Below are 17,362 nucleotides of genomic sequence, written 5' to 3' on the forward strand. Positions count from 1 at the left end.
TCCCCCATGAACGGAGGATTTTTAAATGTTCACTGCAATTAAGCCGCTTGAGCCGGAACACCGCTATGGAAACGGAAAGTGTCATCTGGTGTCAGAATCAGCTGCTTTTCAACGTTACGAATATGATCAATCCGGCTTTGAATATCCTCTTGCGGATTTTTCAATTTTGCCGTGGTCGCCACATCCATCGCCAAAGCCAGATAGTCCTCAAAGTGACGAGATTCAGACTTAAGCAAGTAACGGTAATAACGTGCCAACTCATCATCCACACGCGAAGCCAGCGCGTAGAAACGCTCACAAGAGCGTGCTTCCACAAAAGCACCAATCACCAAGACATCAATCAAGGCTTCAGGTTCAAAAGTCCGGATTTCTTTGCGCAAGCCACCGGCATAACGCCCTGCACTCAAATTCTGCCAGGCCTGACCGCGCTTGTTCATCAGTTCAAGCACTTGTTCATAATGCAGCATTTCTTCACGCACTAACTGCGCAAGCTTCACCTGTAAATCGACAAAGTAACTATAGCGAAACATCAGATTCATGGCCGTGCTGGCTGCTTTTTTTTCACAGTTGGCATGATCTTGCATCAAGATTTCAAGATTTTCGACCGCCACATCCAGCCATGCCTTGGGCGTTTCACACCCCAAGAAAGCAATCACCGGCTGCATCAGTTCATCATAATTAATATTCGACATAACGATTCTGATCTTAACGTGCTGACTTAATCACAGCTTTCATTTGCTGAACGGCTTGTGCCAGACCTACAAATACAGCATCTGCAATTAATGAGTGGCCAATATTAAGTTCATGAATTTGTGGAATCGCCGCAATTGGCGTTACATTATCGAGGTTTAAACCATGACCGGCATTCACTACCAGACCTTTCGATGCGGCATATTCAGCGCCTTTAATAATGCGCTCAAGCTCAGTCTGCTGGGCTTCAGGCGTTTCTGCATCGGCATAAGCCCCAGTATGAATCTCGATGGTCGGTGCACCACAAGCAACTGCTGCATCAATTTGGGCAAAGTCGGCATCAATAAACAAAGACACATCACAACCAATCGCCGCCAGTTCTTGCGTAGCTGCTTTGACTGATTCGAAATGGGTCACCACATCCAGACCACCTTCAGTGGTGACTTCCTGACGTTTTTCAGGGACAAAACAGACATGATGCGGTTTAATTTCCTTGGCAAAAGCGACCATCTCATCTGTTACCGCCAGCTCGAGGTTCATACGGGTTTTCAGTGCAGGACGCATACGACGAACATCTTCATCCTGAATGTGACGACGGTCTTCACGCAAGTGCAAGGTAATGCCCTCTGCCCCGGCCTGCTCACAGATCAATGCAGCATTGACTGGGTCTGGGTACGTTGTACCACGTGCTTGTCTTAATGTTGCGACATGGTCAATATTGACACCAAGTAATGCAGCCATAATCTTTTCCTAACTACGTTTGAGATTGAGAGTTTTGAATCCAGAGTTGCCGACTTTTTAATGGCCGATCACCCAATAAGGCCGTGATCACCTGTCGATACAGTTTCGTCAACAATTGTAACTGTTCCGGATTAAAATCCCCACCATTTTCATGATCTAGCATACTTAAAATCTGCTGACCTGACATGGTAGAGCGTAATGCTTTGGCCGATGGCATAAAACCGGCATTGAGCTGAAAATAATAGTGTTGTAACGGATCGATTTGTACCTGATGAGCATCTAGGGAAAAATCCAGACCATAACCGAGTTCTTCCAGCAAGATATGTTCAAATTGCCGCAAAATCTGTTTTAAGTATAAATTGGGATTAGATTGTTCTGATAATTGCTGCAATGCAGTTAATGTCTCTGCATATTTGGCAAAGGTTTGCGGCATTTCCACTTCTAGGGGGCACAAACGCAACAGGACTTCATTCAGATAAAAGCCTGAAAAAAAGGCATCGCCAAAAAAGAAAATCGGCTGATTGACAATTTCCAGTTTGGTAAAGTTTTTGAGTTCTGATTTTCCGGTGGCTTGCAAACTGATGGGCTGATATTGCGGCGGCGGTGTTTGCCGGAGAATGCCATCCATACGACCGTATTCCTGGGTAAATAAATGCACAATATGGCTGCGCTCACGGTACTTACGATGATGAATCAGATAACCATGCAGTACTTCGTTACGCATAAGCGGACACTTTAATCCTTATCTTTTTTTGATTTTTTATCATCGTCGTCATCTCCATCCGGGATGACTGCGCCCACAACAGCCGCAGTGCCTTTGACTGCGACTTTTGTGGTTTTATAAGCCACCTTGACAGGAACCGTGACCACTTTATGGATACAGCCTTGCAAGAATAAAACACATGCAAGCACTGCCAACACTTTCATCATCACGAAATTCCTTAAAGGGGCTTATTAATTTTATAACTTAGATATCGCTATAACCTAAGCTTTTCAATGCACGTTCATCATCAGACCAGCCGCCTTTGACTTTCACCCAAAGGGTCAGCATGATTTTCTGTTCGAACATTTTTTCCATGTCGAGACGTGCATCCATACCGATTTTTTTCAGCTTAACGCCTTTCTCACCAATCACAATGGCTTTTTGGCTTGGACGATCGACAAAAATCGTAGCATCAATATAGGTACAGGCCGGCTTCATACGACCAGTCTTTTCATTCATCACTGGCTGTTCAGTTTTGAATGATTCAATCTGCACGGTTAAATCATATGGCAGTTCTTCACCCAGCTGACGCATGATCTTTTCACGAATAATTTCAGAAGCCAGGAAACGCTCTGAACGGTCAGTTAGTTGATCCAGGGAGTACAATGGCGGCTGGAACGGCAGATACTTGGCAATCGTGTCACGTAAATGCTCAAGATTGGCACCACGAAGTGCAGAAACAGGTACGATTTCCGCAAAGTTCATCAGCTTTTCGCGCTCACGAATCAGTGGTAAAGCTTCGTTCTTGTTCTCAAAAGTATCTAATTTGTTGATCACCAGAATCACCGGCATTTCAGCATTTTTCAGCTTTTCCAGTACCAGATCATCATTCGGCGTCCACTTCTGTGCATCCACCACAAACAAAACCAGATTCACATCACGTAAAGCCGAATGGGCAGCACGGTTCATCATTTTATTGATGGCACGTACTTCCTTTTTATGCATCCCCGGCGTATCCACGAATACCGCCTGAGACTTTTCACGCGAATCAATCCCGACAATTTTATGCCGTGTAGTTTGCGGTTTACGTGAGGTAATTGAGAGTTTCTGACCCAAAATATGGTTCATTAAGGTAGATTTACCCACATTCGGGCGACCTACAATAGCGACAAAACCACTGCGATAATCCGACGGAATTTCGGTGCCTTGTGCGCTAAAAAATTGATTTACCAGGTCGTGACTGTCGCTTTGCGACTCGTGATCAGCATCAATGTGATCGGAATGAGTAGTCATTAAGACTTATGCTCCAAAAGTTTTAAAATATCTGCCGCAACGGCTTGTTCAGCAAAACGTCGGCTGGCGCCTTCACCCTGCATGGTCGGTAATCCCTCAATCTCACATTCCACTTTAAAATGCTGATTAGGGGCATCACCTTGAATATCTACAACCTCGTAAACTGGGAGAGGTTTCTTACGTGCTTGTAGATACTCTTGTAAACGTGATTTAGGGTCTTTAAGCTGATCGGTCGGCTCAATATGATCCAAATACGGTTCATACCATTTTAACACAATCGGCTCTAACACAGTGAGATCAGCGCAATCCACATAGATTGCGCCAATAATGGCTTCTACAGTATCTGCCAGTATAGACTCGCGATGATGACCGCCAGATTTCAATTCACCGGTACTGAGAATTAAACTCTGACTGAGTTTTAAATCATTGGCGATTTTCCCCAATGCTTCCTGTCGAACCAAGGTGGCACGCATACGCGTCAGCCGGCCTTCGTTTTCGCTTGGGTAGGCAGTGAAGAGATAATTCGCAATGATCATCCCTAAAAGAGAATCGCCTAGAAATTCTAGGCGTTCATAGTTTTGTTTATGACTGACTGAACGATGGGTCAGTGCCAGCTTGAGCAGTTCAGCTTGTTTAAACTGATAACCGATCCGTCTGGCAAGACGTTCATCATTGAGTTTTGACTGCGCTTTGATCAAAATTTTTCTCAAACTTCATCACTAAATCGATATTCATTATGAAATTTTTACGAATTTCATAATTCTTGTGTATCTGCAAACCATCGGTATGGATAACTTTGGCAATTTCATCAAACTTCAGATCGCGAATATTATTCATTGATAAACGCTGATCCATCTGCTGACGGAATTTTTCTGGTGTTATATTGGCTGGCGCACTTTTTAACAGCGCCTCAATTTCACCATCGACCATACGATCATCAAAGTAGGGTCCCCACACTGCAATCGCTACTTTGGCTAGAAATGCAAACCCCACGATTGCAAATAAAATCCCAATATACGAAGCACCTTGTTGATGTCTCATTTTTTATTTTCCTGATTGAAACAATTAATCGATTGTCCCGTTGCGACCAAACGATGGCAATTTAAAGCCAGGTTCTTTATGCATCCAGATATAGAATGCACGACCTGTTAAGTTTTCTTCCGGAACAAGCCCCCAGAAACGGCTGTCAGCACTCTGATCGCGATTATCCCCCATCGCAAAGTAATGACCTTCTGGCACCTTTACTTCCCAATATAAACCATTTTCACTTGAATATTTACCATTTTCCACAAAGTTAATATAAGGCGCCTGACGCGCGACATTGACCCCTTCCAGCTCACGCATGGTAAAGCTATGCTGACCTAAAGTTTCTTTATGATAAATGGCATTGGGTGTATCCAGACGATCTTTTTCACGGCTAAATTCCACTGGAACTTTCGCTACTTGTTCACCATTGATGCTCAACTGACCATGATCATAGACAATATGATCACCGGGTAAACCAATAATACGCTTGATATAACTGATGGTCGGTTGTGGTGGATAACGGAATACTGCCACATCACCACGCTCTGGACTGCCAGTATCAATAATTTTAGTGTTGACCATAGGCAGTTTCACCCCATAGTCAAATTTATTCACCAGAATAAAGTCCCCAGTTTCCAGGGTTGGCACCATTGAATCCGATGGAATATTAAACGGTTCAAACAAGAACGAACGCAGCACCAGTACAATCATCAGTACTGGCCAAAAGTCATAAGCCCAGGTAATGATAAAATTTTCATTGCCCTTGCCGCGAGTTTGTCTTTGTTTCAGGACAAACTTGTCAAGCAACCACAGTGCGACAAAAAACAGCGTCGCAGGAACAAGAATCAAATTAAAATCAAAATCCATGGGCTTATATCCTTATTCTTCTAGCGTTCGACTTTTAACACAGCGAGGAACGCTTCTTGCGGGATTTCAACACTACCCACCTGCTTCATGCGTTTCTTACCTTCTTTCTGTTTAGACAGAAGTTTTTTCTTACGTGACACGTCACCACCATAACATTTGGCCAATACGTTTTTACGCATGGCTTTTACAGTGGAACGTGCAATGATTTGCGCACCAATTGCCGCCTGAATTGCCACATCAAACATTTGACGCGGAATCAGGTCTTTCATTTTTTCCACCAGCGCAATGCCACGATGACGCGCGTCATTACGATGACAGATCATCGCCAGAGCATCGACTTTTTCCCCATTGATCAGCACATCCACTTTTACCAATGAAGAACTTTCAAAACGGACAAAGTTATAGTCGAGGGATGCAAAACCACGTGAACAAGACTTCAATTTATCGAAGAAATCCATGACCACTTCTGCCATTGGAATTTCAAAAGTAATCGACACCTGATTGCCGAGGAATTTCATGTCTTTTTGTATGCCACGGCGCTCGATACACAAGGTCATGACATTACCCAGATATTCTTGCGGTACTAAAATATGACATTCGGCAATCGGTTCACGTAAATCTTCTACGGTTGAACCATCCGGCATTTTAGACGGGCTGTCGATATAAATCGTCTGGCCATTTTTCATCACCGCTTCATAAATTACGGTGGGCGCAGAAGAAATCAGATCAAGATCATACTCGCGTTCTAAACGCTCTTGTACAATCTCCATGTGTAGCATGCCCAAGAAGCCACAGCGGAAACCAAAACCGAGTGCATCCGAACTTTCCGGTTCAAAGAACAAGGCCGAGTCATTAATTTGCAGTTTATGTAAAGCTTCACGAAACGGTTCAAAGTCACTGGCATCAATCGGGAATAAACCGGCATAAACCTGCGGTTTTACTTTTTTAAAGCCCGGTAGCGTTGCAACTTCAGGTGTGGTTGCCAAGGTAATGGTATCACCCACCGGCGCACCGAAAATATCTTTAATACCGGCAATCACGAAGCCGACTTCGCCTGCTTCCAACATGCCTGTTTCAGTATGTTTCGGATTAAAGATCCCAACAGAAGTAATGATGTGCGTTTGACCTGTTGATTTCATCAACATCTTGTCGCCTTTACGCACACGACCCTGCTTTACACGTACCAGAGAAACTACCCCAAGGTAGTTGTCAAACCATGAATCTACAATCAGGGCTTGCAACGGCGCTTCGCGATCACCGACCGGTGCCGGAATCACATTCACCAGGGTTTCTAAAACATTTTCAATGCCCAGACCGGTTTTGGCTGAACATGTCGGTGCTTCTGTCGCTTCAATGCCGATAATTTCTTCAATCTCGTGAATCACACGCTCAGGTTCAGCTTGCGGCAAATCGATCTTGTTCAGTACGGGCAGTACTTCCAGACCTTGCTCAATCGCGGTATAGCAGTTGGCGACAGACTGTGCTTCCACACCTTGCGCCGCATCAACGACTAATAAAGCACCTTCACAGGCTGCGAGCGAGCGCGACACTTCATACGAGAAGTCAACGTGTCCCGGCGTATCAATAAAGTTCAGCTGATAAACTTCACCATTTGGATGGGTATAGTTTAGCGTCACCGAAGTGGCTTTAATGGTAATCCCACGTTCGCGCTCAAGCTCCATAGAATCGAGGACTTGAGCCTGCATTTCACGATCTTGCAAACCACCACAGGTCTGAATAAAGCGATCTGCGAGGGTCGATTTACCGTGGTCAATATGCGCAATAATCGAGAAGTTACGAATGTTTTTAATATCAACAGATTTTTTAGCTTGCGCCATGGGTTACCTTGAGAAAAAACGCGCTATGTAATTTAAAAATATTACATAACAAAAGCCGAATAGAAATTGCGAAGGATTATAGCAGAATGGTGATCTAGAAAAAGAATTATATTTTTAGCTTTGTCCACTCTGCCAAAATACCTGTCCAGCGATCTCAAGCTCAATCACTGCAATGAAGCTTTGAAAATCACGCCATATTTTTGCTAAACCTGATTGAAATATCTAACTCTGTGCCAAAGAAGCGAGCGCTTATTGATCTAGATACACTATTGAAAAATCATAAGGATTGATCTGATCAGAAAGAGGTTGATAGGCTTGGGTAAAGGTAGGCGACATGCGTTTAGGACGCCCAGTGGCCATTTCAATACAGGCCCACTGCGTACTACCTGTAAATAACAGGTTTTGATCCTGTGGTCGATAAAATGCATATTGGCGAAATGAATACAGTGCATTGATATCGTTCAACCAGGTTCGCAAAATAATTTCATCGCCCTCGAAAGCAGCCTTGCGATATTGCACCTGATGCTCAACTGCCACCATGGCATGTTTCAGTTCCACATATTCCTTTAACCCCAATCCCAATTTTTCAATATGGGCTGTGGCGACCTCCTGCATCCACTGTACATAGACCACATTATTGACATGGCCCAAGCCATCGATATGTTCAGCTTGCACCTTTAACGCAAGATCAAAAATAGCTGTCACTTTTCTCTTATCCTTTCCATTATTTTCAACTGAATAGAGTCTACCGAATTTATAGGCTGGGTAAATTGCAAATAATAAAAAACCGCCCATCAAAAGCGGTTTTTTATATTTAAAAATCTGAATAGAATTAGATACGCATTCCGACAATCGCACGCTGCCCTTGGCGCATGAGCGTAACGCGTGCCACATTGCCCTTCTTCAACTCAGAAACTTCTTGTACAAATTGCTCTGCGTTCAATACTGCCTTGTTATTAATATGCGTCACCACATCGTTTGGCATGATACGCGCCTGTGCGGCAATGCCACCTGAACGAACATCCTGAATCATGACCCCGCCTTTGATCTCCAGTCGATCCTTTTCTAGCGAACTTAAATCACGAATAGCCACACCAATTACAGGTCCTTTGCTCGGCTGCGCCTGTGCTCCGGCTTTTGCAGGGGTATCATCCGGTGCGGTACTTAAGGTTGCTGAAATATTACGGCGCTTATCATCACGTAAAACCTCCAGCTGTACCTGTTGCTGAGGTGCAGTACGGTTGAGATAGTTTAATAATTCACTGGTGCGTGAAATCGCAGTGCCGTTATATTTTAAAATCACGTCACTGACACGTAGACCGGCACGTGCGGCGGGTGAATTTGGTGCAACCTGAGTAATTAAGGAGCCTTCAGGCTTAGAAAGGTTGTAAGACTCTGCCAGATTACGGTCGATATCCTGCAAGCTGACCCCCAGATAGGAACGGGTCACTTTACCATTCTTTTTCAGCTGCTCTGCCACTTCCATGGCCACATCAATCGGAATCGAGAAGGAGAGCCCCATATAACCGCCGGTTCCACTGAAGATCCGCGAGTTCACCCCGACTACTTCACCATGCTGGTTAAATAAAGGCCCACCAGAGTTACCCGGGTTGAGGGCCACGTCTGTCTGGATAAAAGGCACTGCTGTTTCACCCATCATGTTGCGCATTTTGGCACTGACGATTCCGGCAGAGGCCGAATAATCAAAACCAAATGGCGAACCAATCGCGAGCACAGGCTCACCGACACGTAAGCGGCCTACATCCCCGGTACGCAATTCTGGAAAATTCGAACCTGTGACCTTAAGTAAAGCTACGTCGGTACGTGCATCACTTCCCACCACAGTGGCATCAATTTCACGGCGATCATTCAGGGTAATGGTGACTTTAGATGCATCCTCAACCACATGATGGTTGGTCAGCAGATAGCCATCTTTACTGATAAAAAATGCACTGCCATAGCCGGTTTTTTCCTGTGGCATGCGCTGCTGAGGGATAATCACCTGATTGCCAAAGAAGCGACGTAGAATTTCCGGAACTTGTTGTTGTAAGAGTTCTTCTTCGCTCATTTTTTTAACGACATTGACACTGACCACGGCAGGACTGACCTGCTCGACCAGATTTGAAAAATCAACCGGTGTGACAGCCTGCAACTGTGCAGCACTCATGGTCAGGGTCGCTGCAAATAATCCTTTTTTTAAGTCTAGAATTTTCATATAAATTATTCACTCAAATTGTTGATAAATTTATGTAAATAGGTTTTATCACAAACATTGTAAAGTTTAAGTAATAATATGTTTCAATGCTTCACGCTGGACAATGTCTCATCATTAAAACACTAAGTTAAGGCTTTGATTAATTTTTTTCATTAATAAATGAGCATTTCAACGCTTGCCTTTTGCACAAAAAAGCGCTGTTATTACCAAACTTTTTTTAAAATTAGCTGATGGACATGTCTAATTCATCCCTTACCCATCAATTTGACGTCATTATTGTGGGCAGTGGCGGTGCCGGTTTAAGTTTAGCCTTATCGCTCCCGGACCATTTTAATATTGCAGTTTTAGCGAAATCCACCCTGACAGATGCCAGCACCTTTTATGCGCAAGGCGGTGTTGCTGCAGTACTCGATAAAATGGATTCGATTGAACAGCATATTGATGACACCATGATTGCAGGTGCACAGCTATGTGAAATGGACGCAGTCAAACAGACGGTAGAAGGGGGCAAACCATCAGTTGACTTTCTGCTAAAACACGGTGTGCAATTTACCCTGGATGAACAGGAACAGTTGCATCTCACCCGTGAAGGCGGCCATTCACAGCGCCGGATTATTCATGCTGCCGATGCCACAGGTCGTGCAATTTCGACTACTTTGGTACAACGCGCCCAAGAAAAATCAAATATCACTATTTTTGAAAATTATATTGCGATTGATCTGATCTGTTCACATAAACTTGGCCTAGACGGTGAAAACCGCGCGCTAGGTTTATATGTGCTGGATGAAAAAAATGAAAAAGTACATACTTTTTTAGCGCCCTTTACCGCCCTTGCCTGTGGCGGTGCCATGAAAGCCTATCTTTATACATCAAATCCGGATATTGCCACAGGTGACGGCATTGCCATGGCCTATCGTGCCGGCTGCCGGGTGGCTAACATGGAATTTAACCAGTTCCATCCGACCTGTCTCTATCATCCACAAGCGCGCTCCTTCCTCATCACTGAAGCAATGCGCGGCGAAGGGGCTTATCTGCGTCTGCCCGATGGCGAACGCTTTATGCTGCGTTTTGACGAGCGCGCCGAACTTGCACCACGCGATATTGTCGCACGCGCAATCGACTATGAAATTAAGCGCTTGGGTATTCGGCATGTCTGGCTGGATATTACCCATAAGGATGAAAGCTTTGTTAGAGAACATTTTCCTACGCTTTATGCCCGCCTGCTGGAACTGGGTATTGATATCACCAAAGATATGATTCCAGTGGTACCTGCAGCCCATTACACCTGTGGTGGCGTTGTGGTCGATGAACATAGCCAGACTGATATCGCAGGTCTATATGCAATTGGGGAAACCTCTTATACTGGTCTGCACGGTGCTAACCGAATGGCCAGTAACTCACTTTTAGAATGCTTTGTGTATGGCATGAGTGCAGCCAAGCATATCGAATCTCATTTCAATGCTGACTATGCCTTTCCGCCCATACCCATCTGGGATGACTCACAGGTAACCAATCCGGATGAAGATGTGGTGATTCTGCAAAACTGGGATGAGCTACGTCAGACCATGTGGAACTATGTCGGTATTGTGCGCAGCACCAAACGTCTGGAACGTGCCTTGCATCGTATTGAAATGCTGAAAAAAGAAATCACCGAGTATTACCAAGATTATCAGGTCAGCAAAAACCTGATCGAGCTTCGCAATCTGGTGCTGGTCTCAGAAATGATTGTGCGCTGTGCCATGCAGCGTAAAGAATCTCGTGGCCTGCATTTCACGCTGGACTATCCGGAATTATTGCCTGAATTACGCAAGACCATTCTAAATCCGGTGAATTTTGAAGTAGAAACACCCTTGGTCAATATTTAGATTATTGGGGAGATATGATTTTTAAATCATATCTCCCTGTCTTTTAGCGCTCACCTACTTAATTAAGCTTAGGCTATTTATATCACTGAACTTCTATTCTTCAGGTGTTTAGTGTTGAGGTGGAATAGCATAAGTCGCAGTAACATGCGCCACTGGCTCATCAAGGTCTACTGAATAAATCCAGACTTCCCCGACAATCAGAACTTTACCGACTTTAATAAGCTTGCACTCTCCTCGCAAATCCGTGCCACCTGAAGGTTTACGGAGAAAATTGATATTCAGATTGGTGGTGACAGCCAAACCCACCAGGCCAATTTCGCCCAGAATAGCGACATATAAGGCAAGATCGGCCAAGGTCATCATGGTTGGGCCAGAAACAGTACCACCCGGACGCAACTCTTGTGCGCTAACCTGATACAGCAAAGTTGCGCCGCGTGGAACAACGGCTTCGATCCTACATTTTTCTAGGCTTTGTGGAAATTCTTGTTGTAAAAATTGTTGGATTTCGGTTTTGGTCGTTTTCATCTTATTAAAAAAATCTTCTATATTGCCTTCAATATAGAAGATTTTTCACACATTTACCTAGTGAAAATTAAAATAAACAGGATTTCAATTTAAACCAGACTTCAAATAACTTAAAGCCTGCTCGAATACCTGCTCCGGTGTACGGGTTGCATCCAGACGTTTGATCCGTTCCGGATGACGCTGCCACAACGTTTCATAGCCGGCTCTTACTTTCTCAAAGAAAGTGACTTTCTCTTGTTCAAAGCGATCCAGTGCGCCACGCGCGCGTGCCCGGTTCATTCCCAGTTCAATCGGTGCTTCTAACCAGAAGGTGATGTCCGGCATACGTGCCACAAAGTGATCATTTAATAACTGCAGCTTTGTTTCACTGAGTCCACGACCTGCACATTGATAGGCAAAGCTGGCATCAGTAAAACGGTCACAGAGTACAATTTTTCCGGCTGCTAAGGCTGGCAGAATGACTTGTGCCAAATGCTGGGCACGCGCCGCATACATCAATAGTAATTCGGTATCATGCGCCATCGCTTCTTCATGATTCACAGCCAGAAGTAGTGCACGGATCTGCTCGGCCATCGGCGTACCACCCGGCTCGCGCGTAAGCATCACATCTTTGCCTTGGGCCATAAAATCGTCATAGATCGAACGAATGAGTGTGGTTTTACCTACACCTTCTGTGCCTTCAAAGCTAATAAACATACTCATTCCTTATTCTTCGAGCGTAAAATGGTCAGATATTCCTGCACTGCTCTATTGTGATCATTCAGATTGGTCGTAAACGTATGTCCGCCATTGCCCGTGGCGACAAAATACAGGTTGTCAGAATTATCCGGATGCATGGCTGCTTCAATGGCTTTCTTACTTGGCAGTGCAATTGGCGTTGGCGGCAAACCAGACATGGTATAGGTGTTATACGGCGTCGGCGTACGTAAATCCTTGCGGGTAATATTGCCATTATAGCTATCGCCCATTCCGTAAATCACGGTGGGATCGGTCTGTAAACGCATGCCAATTTTTAAACGGCGCACGAACACTCCAGAAACCTGTTCTAGCTCACTATCCACACTGGTTTCTTTTTCAATGATCGACGCCATGATCAGCGCTTCATATTTATTCTGATAGGGCAGATCAGTCACGCGTTTTTCCCAGGCCTGATCCAGTGCCTTCATCTGGCGCTGATACAGATTGGTTAAAATTTTACGGTCAGTTTCACCTTTAGCAAAGAAGTATGTATCCGGTGCAAACAGACCTTCAGGATGTGAAAATGGAATATTGAGCTCTTTAAGGAGTTGTGCCGTTGGCAAATGTGACACTTCTTTGGTCACCAGATCATCTTTCTTCAAAGCATCAATCAGCTGTTTGAATGTGGTTCCTTCAATCACCAAAATCCGGTTCATCTGGGCATTTTCAGCATTGGAGATCATATCCAGAACCTGACGAATGCTCATGCCCTGGCGCACTTCATATACGCCAGCTTTCATGGTGTCATGAATCAGGATGCGCTGATAAAGCTTGAGAATAATCGGGAAACTGACCTGCTTTTCTTTGGCCAGACGGTCAATAAAACCAGAATAGGTTTCCCCTGACCCAATCGCCAGCAGCTGTTTTTGTCCGTCTACAGGATAGTCTTTCCACAAACTGCTTTTTAAGACCAGTGCCAAAATCAAGGCAAGTCCAATCAGGACGAAGGCAATTCCTTTGAAAAGTGACGAAAATTTGGCTGTATTGTTCTTTTTGGCTTTAGACTTGGAAGCTGACATATTAAGACATCTGATTTAATCGAAGACGGTTAAAAAGTTCAATACAAGCATCGCCATCCAGAGATCGCTGCTCAAATTGAGTGACAATTTTCATCGGGTTTAGCGCATTACAAAAAAACAGACTCTGAATATGGGCTATTTCCTCCATATCGATGTAACGTTGCTGACAGGCAATTCCCTGATCTTGCATCCGTTGTAGAATTTCTGCACGCATCACCCCAAAGACGCCATTATAACGAAGTTCCGGCGTAATCCATGTATTGTTTATACAAATGAAACAATTACTGCTCACCCCTTCGACAACCCCGCCCTGTACATCTGTCACCAGTGCCTCAGACCAACCGCGCTGATCCGCCTCCTGCTTGAGCAAAACCTGCTCCAGGCGATTCAAGGTTTTTAGTCCGACCAGACCCGGCATGGTCAATCCCAGTGCCTGCTGTAATACCCCACTTTGGATCTGTTCATACTTTAAATCATGTAGGGCTTGAGGATAATAAAATACCCACAGATCCGCCGGATGCTCTGGCAAACTATAGCCCCGCTCGCCGACTCCACGACTCAGCACGATCTTTAATGTTCCATTCAGCTGACTTTCTGATTCACGTAAAAGTTCTAAACTTTCTGCAATCAGAGCTAAATCAGCATGCAAACTTAATTTTTGATTACTGAGCTGCAAACGTGCCAGATGACGATCATATAATTCCACCCGGTCCTGTCGAATCCGGGCCGTGCTAAAACAGCCATCACCATAATGAAAGGCCCGATCGAGTACTTCTATCTCACTGACATGTTTCGCATTTTTCAAACAGAGCATATTTTATTGCCTCTCAAATCAACAATTGAGTACTGAGAGATAAGCTCCATCGATTTATCTCTTTTACTCACATCAAATGCATTTTTAATTATTTTTTATGCAAAATATCTCCAGCTATTCTTGCCTTGTCCAACAAAAGCTAAAAAAATTGAGGCAAAAATGAATATTGGTAAATTAAAAATTGGGGTATTGGCTGCACTGGTTTCGGCCACTGCTTTCAGTGTGTCTGCAAAAGATTTCCTGAACGTGTCTTATGACCCAACCCGCGAATTATATGACAATTTTAATAAGGAATTCAGCGCATACTGGAAAAAAACCACGGGTCAGGACGTGAACTATAAACAGTCGCATGGCGGTTCAGGTAAACAGGCCCGTGCTGTGATTGATGGTCTGGATGCAGACGTCGTGACCCTCGCGCTGGCGGCCGACATTGATGAAATTGCAGCGAGAGGTCTGCTGCCTAAAGACTGGCAGAAAAAATTCCCGCAAAACTCGACCCCCTATACCTCCACCATCGTCTTTCTGGTCAAAAAAGGCAATCCAAAAGGGATTAAAGATTGGGGAGATCTGGTGAAACCTGGAGTAGAGATCATTACGCCAAACCCGAAAACTTCTGGCGGTGCACGCTGGAACTATCTGGCGGCATGGGCATGGGCCAAACATCAACCTGGTGGCAATGACAGCAAAGCACAAGATTTTGTGCGTCAAATCTATAAACAGACCAAAGTTCTGGACTCAGGCGCACGTGGAGCCACCACCACTTTTGCTGAGCGCGGGATCGGTGATGTATTACTGGCTTGGGAAAATGAAGCCCATCTCGCTACTCGTGAACAGCCGGGTAAATTTGAAATCATCACGCCAAGTCTGTCAATTTTGGCCGAGCCACCGGTGGCAATTGTAGAGAAAAATGCCAGGAAAGATGGCAATGAAAACCTGGCCAAAGCTTATTTGAATTATCTGTATTCTCCTGCGGGGCAAACTGTGGCTGCGAAGAACTTCTATCGTCCACGTAATAGCGAAGTATTAAAGAAATATAGCAGCGTATTTAAACCTTTAAAGTTAGTCACCATCGACAAAGAATTTGGTGGCTGGACCAAGGTACAAAAAGCACATTTCGATAATGGCGGGATCTTTGATCAAATTGTAAAGGCAAATCATACGAAATAATGAGGCAGTCCAGCAGAAACAATGGCCTTTATTGATAAGGCCATTTTCATTTCAATAACTTCAGCTCCGTCTTATCTTTTTTTTTCATATAAAATTCGTTTTTATTTATTTTTTACGCATAAAGAATAGGTTTATTCTGCAGCTATGTTACAAAACGTGTAAGAAATTGAGGTTTCTAATGAGTATTTCAAAAACAATAAAACTTGGGGTTCTGGCTGCTGTGATTTCGGCAACCTCATTAGGTGCTTCAGCACGTGATTTTCTGAATGTTTCCTACGATCCGACACGTGAATTGTATGAAGATGTCAACAAGAGTTTTGGCAAATACTGGGAAAGCCGTACGGGTCAAAAAATTAACTTCAAGCAATCCCATGGTGGTTCTGGTAAACAGGCCCGCTCTGTTATTGATGGCTTGAATGCAGATGTGGTGACTTTGGCCCTCGCAGCCGATATTGATGTGCTTGCAGAAAAAGCCAAATTGTTGCCAGCAGACTGGCAAAAGAAACTGCCACAAAACTCGACACCGTATACCTCAACAATCGTATTTTTGGTGCATAAAGGCAACCCCAAAGGGATTAAAGACTGGGGCGATCTGGTGAAACCGGGTGTCGGTATTATTACCCCGAATCCGAAAACATCAGGTGGCGCGCGCTGGAACTATCTGGCGGCATGGGCATGGGCCAAACATCAGGCCGGTGGCAATGACACGACTGCACAAGAATTTGTTCGCCAAATTTATAAAAACACCAAAGTCCTGGATTCAGGTGCGCGTGGTGCAACTACCACCTTTGCCGAGCGTGGGATCGGTGATGTCTTGCTGGCCTGGGAAAATGAAGCGTACTTAGCGATTCGTGAGCAACCAGGTAAGTTTGAAATTATCACGCCAAGTTTGTCTATTCTGGCTGAACCGCCAGTGGCGATTGTAGAAAAAAATGCAGCGAGAAAAGGCAATAAGCATCTGGCTCAAGGTTATTTAAACTTCCTGTACTCGCCATTGGGTCAAGACCTGGCAGGCAAACATTATTATCGTCCACGCAGTGAAGTAGCTTTAAAGAAATATAATCATGTGTTCAAACCACTCAAACTGGTGACGATTGATCAGGAATTTGGCGGCTGGGCAAAAGTGCAAAAAGCGCATTTTGAGAATGGCGGTATTTTCGACCAGATTGTGAAGGCAAACAGCGCGAAGTAATTCGCAGCTGATCTGACAGGAGCATCGACATGATACATACGCTTATTGTTCCAGGTGTAGGTGGTAGCGAATACAATCACTGGCAAACATGCTTACAACATCAGCTCAGTCGATGCTCTCGTGTGCAACAAAAAGATTGGAATCATCCCGTTTTGCAGGAATGGATCACTGAATTTGTCAAAGCCCTGCAAGATATTCAAGATGATGTACAGATTGTAGCGCACAGCTTTGGCTGTTTAACCTCGGTCGCAGCACTGGCACAACATCCAGAATTGGCTGCTAAAGTTAAAAAGCTGATTCTGGTCGCGCCTGCCAATCCGGCACGTTTTGGGGAAAATGGTTTCGTTCGTAACAGCCAGACCGATTACAGCCATTATTTTCAGCAAGTGCAGATTCAGGTTCCGGCCACGTTATTAATCAGTGAAAATGATCCCTGGTTAAGCTATGCAGATGCCGAGTTTCTGGCCAAAGCCTGGAAACTCAAACCGATTAATCTCGGACAGGTGGGGCATGTCAATGTCGCTTCAGGATTTGGCCCTTTTCCTGAACTTGCCCAGTATTTGATTTCAGAAAAGACTATGCAACATATCAGCAATACTGATGACAGCAAGTATTATTTCAAATTTGCATTTTAGTCGTTGCAAATTATGCTTGTGTCCAATTTCTTTT

General features: G+C 44.5%; 19 protein-coding genes. 4 read left to right on the plus strand and 15 right to left on the minus strand.

The features are described 5' to 3' along the window. Positions 1–38: 38 nt before the first annotated feature. The 11 genes from LOZ91_RS02405 to LOZ91_RS02455 all read right to left on the minus strand — a co-directional run bounded on the left by LOZ91_RS02405 (position 39) and on the right by LOZ91_RS02455 (position 9,373). A complete protein-coding gene (locus LOZ91_RS02405) occupies positions 39–692 on the minus strand; it encodes a tRNA-(ms[2]io[6]A)-hydroxylase (RefSeq protein WP_005097541.1) in 654 nt (217 codons plus the stop codon). A gap of 13 nt (positions 693–705) precedes the next feature. Next, positions 706–1,431, minus strand: a complete 726-nt coding sequence (gene pdxJ / locus LOZ91_RS02410; RefSeq protein ID WP_159516068.1) for a pyridoxine 5'-phosphate synthase — start codon at positions 1,429–1,431, stop codon at positions 706–708. A gap of 13 nt (positions 1,432–1,444) precedes the next feature. After that, positions 1,445–2,155 carry a DNA repair protein RecO C-terminal domain-containing protein gene (locus tag LOZ91_RS02415; RefSeq protein ID WP_074383331.1) on the minus strand — a complete coding sequence of 237 codons (711 nt, stop codon included), beginning with the start codon at positions 2,153–2,155 and terminating at the stop codon, positions 1,445–1,447. 11 nt (positions 2,156–2,166) lie between these two features. Then, positions 2,167–2,361 (minus strand): NF038104 family lipoprotein, encoded by a 195-nt coding sequence (locus LOZ91_RS02420; RefSeq protein ID WP_005097547.1) that lies wholly within the window; start codon positions 2,359–2,361, stop codon positions 2,167–2,169. 37 nt (positions 2,362–2,398) lie between these two features. Beyond that, a complete protein-coding gene (era, locus tag LOZ91_RS02425; RefSeq protein ID WP_005097549.1) occupies positions 2,399–3,427 on the minus strand; it encodes a GTPase Era in 1,029 nt (342 codons plus the stop codon). Next, positions 3,427–4,125: a ribonuclease III gene (gene rnc / locus LOZ91_RS02430; RefSeq protein ID WP_005097550.1), complete on the minus strand. Its 699-nt coding sequence runs from the start codon at positions 4,123–4,125 to the stop codon at positions 3,427–3,429. Before rnc ends, era begins: the two co-directional genes overlap by 1 nt. After that, complete coding sequence (locus LOZ91_RS02435; RefSeq protein WP_005170117.1) at positions 4,097–4,468, minus strand: DUF4845 domain-containing protein; 372 nt, start codon at positions 4,466–4,468, stop codon at positions 4,097–4,099. Before LOZ91_RS02435 ends, rnc begins: the two co-directional genes overlap by 29 nt. A 24-nt stretch (positions 4,469–4,492) precedes the next feature. After that, positions 4,493–5,320, minus strand: a complete 828-nt coding sequence (gene lepB / locus LOZ91_RS02440; RefSeq protein ID WP_244782609.1) for a signal peptidase I — start codon at positions 5,318–5,320, stop codon at positions 4,493–4,495. Between the two features lie 20 nt (positions 5,321–5,340). Beyond that, the gene (lepA, locus tag LOZ91_RS02445; RefSeq protein WP_005097556.1) at positions 5,341–7,158 is read right to left on the minus strand and encodes a translation elongation factor 4; all 1,818 of its coding nucleotides are present in this window, start codon (positions 7,156–7,158) and stop codon (positions 5,341–5,343) included. A 249-nt stretch (positions 7,159–7,407) separates the two neighbouring features. Beyond that, positions 7,408–7,863 carry a thioesterase family protein gene (locus tag LOZ91_RS02450; RefSeq protein WP_100355707.1) on the minus strand — a complete coding sequence of 152 codons (456 nt, stop codon included), beginning with the start codon at positions 7,861–7,863 and terminating at the stop codon, positions 7,408–7,410. 127 nt (positions 7,864–7,990) lie between these two features. Beyond that, positions 7,991–9,373 (minus strand): Do family serine endopeptidase, encoded by a 1,383-nt coding sequence (locus LOZ91_RS02455; protein WP_005097559.1) that lies wholly within the window; start codon positions 9,371–9,373, stop codon positions 7,991–7,993. A 236-nt stretch (positions 9,374–9,609) separates the two neighbouring features. Between LOZ91_RS02455 and nadB the strand changes: the two genes are divergently transcribed. Next, on the plus strand, positions 9,610–11,238 hold the full coding sequence (nadB, locus tag LOZ91_RS02460; RefSeq protein WP_244782610.1) for an L-aspartate oxidase: 1,629 nt from the start codon (positions 9,610–9,612) through the stop codon (positions 11,236–11,238). A gap of 108 nt (positions 11,239–11,346) precedes the next feature. Here nadB and LOZ91_RS02465 read toward each other — a convergent pair whose 3' ends face one another. The 4 genes from LOZ91_RS02465 to pabC all read right to left on the minus strand — a co-directional run bounded on the left by LOZ91_RS02465 (position 11,347) and on the right by pabC (position 14,334). After that, a complete protein-coding gene (locus tag LOZ91_RS02465; protein WP_005097561.1) occupies positions 11,347–11,763 on the minus strand; it encodes a PaaI family thioesterase in 417 nt (138 codons plus the stop codon). Between the two features lie 84 nt (positions 11,764–11,847). Continuing rightward, entirely contained in the window at positions 11,848–12,459 is a 612-nt protein-coding gene (gene tmk, locus LOZ91_RS02470) for a dTMP kinase (RefSeq protein WP_074383333.1), read from the minus strand. 2 nt (positions 12,460–12,461) lie between these two features. After that, positions 12,462–13,520, minus strand: a complete 1,059-nt coding sequence (gene mltG, locus LOZ91_RS02475; protein ID WP_244782611.1) for an endolytic transglycosylase MltG — start codon at positions 13,518–13,520, stop codon at positions 12,462–12,464. 1 nt (position 13,521) lies between these two features. Beyond that, positions 13,522–14,334, minus strand: coding sequence for an aminodeoxychorismate lyase (gene pabC / locus LOZ91_RS02480; RefSeq protein WP_005097565.1), 813 nt, complete (start codon positions 14,332–14,334; stop codon positions 13,522–13,524). Between the two features lie 159 nt (positions 14,335–14,493). On the opposite strand from pabC, the gene LOZ91_RS02485 reads away from it, so the two are divergent. From LOZ91_RS02485 to LOZ91_RS02495, 3 genes are all read left to right on the plus strand, one after another. After that, positions 14,494–15,501 carry a sulfate ABC transporter substrate-binding protein gene (locus LOZ91_RS02485; RefSeq protein ID WP_074383336.1) on the plus strand — a complete coding sequence of 336 codons (1,008 nt, stop codon included), beginning with the start codon at positions 14,494–14,496 and terminating at the stop codon, positions 15,499–15,501. Between the two features lie 178 nt (positions 15,502–15,679). Next, a complete protein-coding gene (locus LOZ91_RS02490) occupies positions 15,680–16,693 on the plus strand; it encodes a sulfate ABC transporter substrate-binding protein (RefSeq protein WP_005170099.1) in 1,014 nt (337 codons plus the stop codon). Between the two features lie 29 nt (positions 16,694–16,722). Next, on the plus strand, positions 16,723–17,328 hold the full coding sequence (locus LOZ91_RS02495; RefSeq protein WP_005170096.1) for an alpha/beta hydrolase: 606 nt from the start codon (positions 16,723–16,725) through the stop codon (positions 17,326–17,328). Positions 17,329–17,362 lie beyond the last annotated feature (34 nt).

The sequence above is a fragment of the Acinetobacter sp. F-1 genome (genome assembly GCF_022869025.1).
Classification (GTDB): Bacteria; Pseudomonadota; Gammaproteobacteria; order Pseudomonadales; family Moraxellaceae; genus Acinetobacter; species Acinetobacter pseudolwoffii.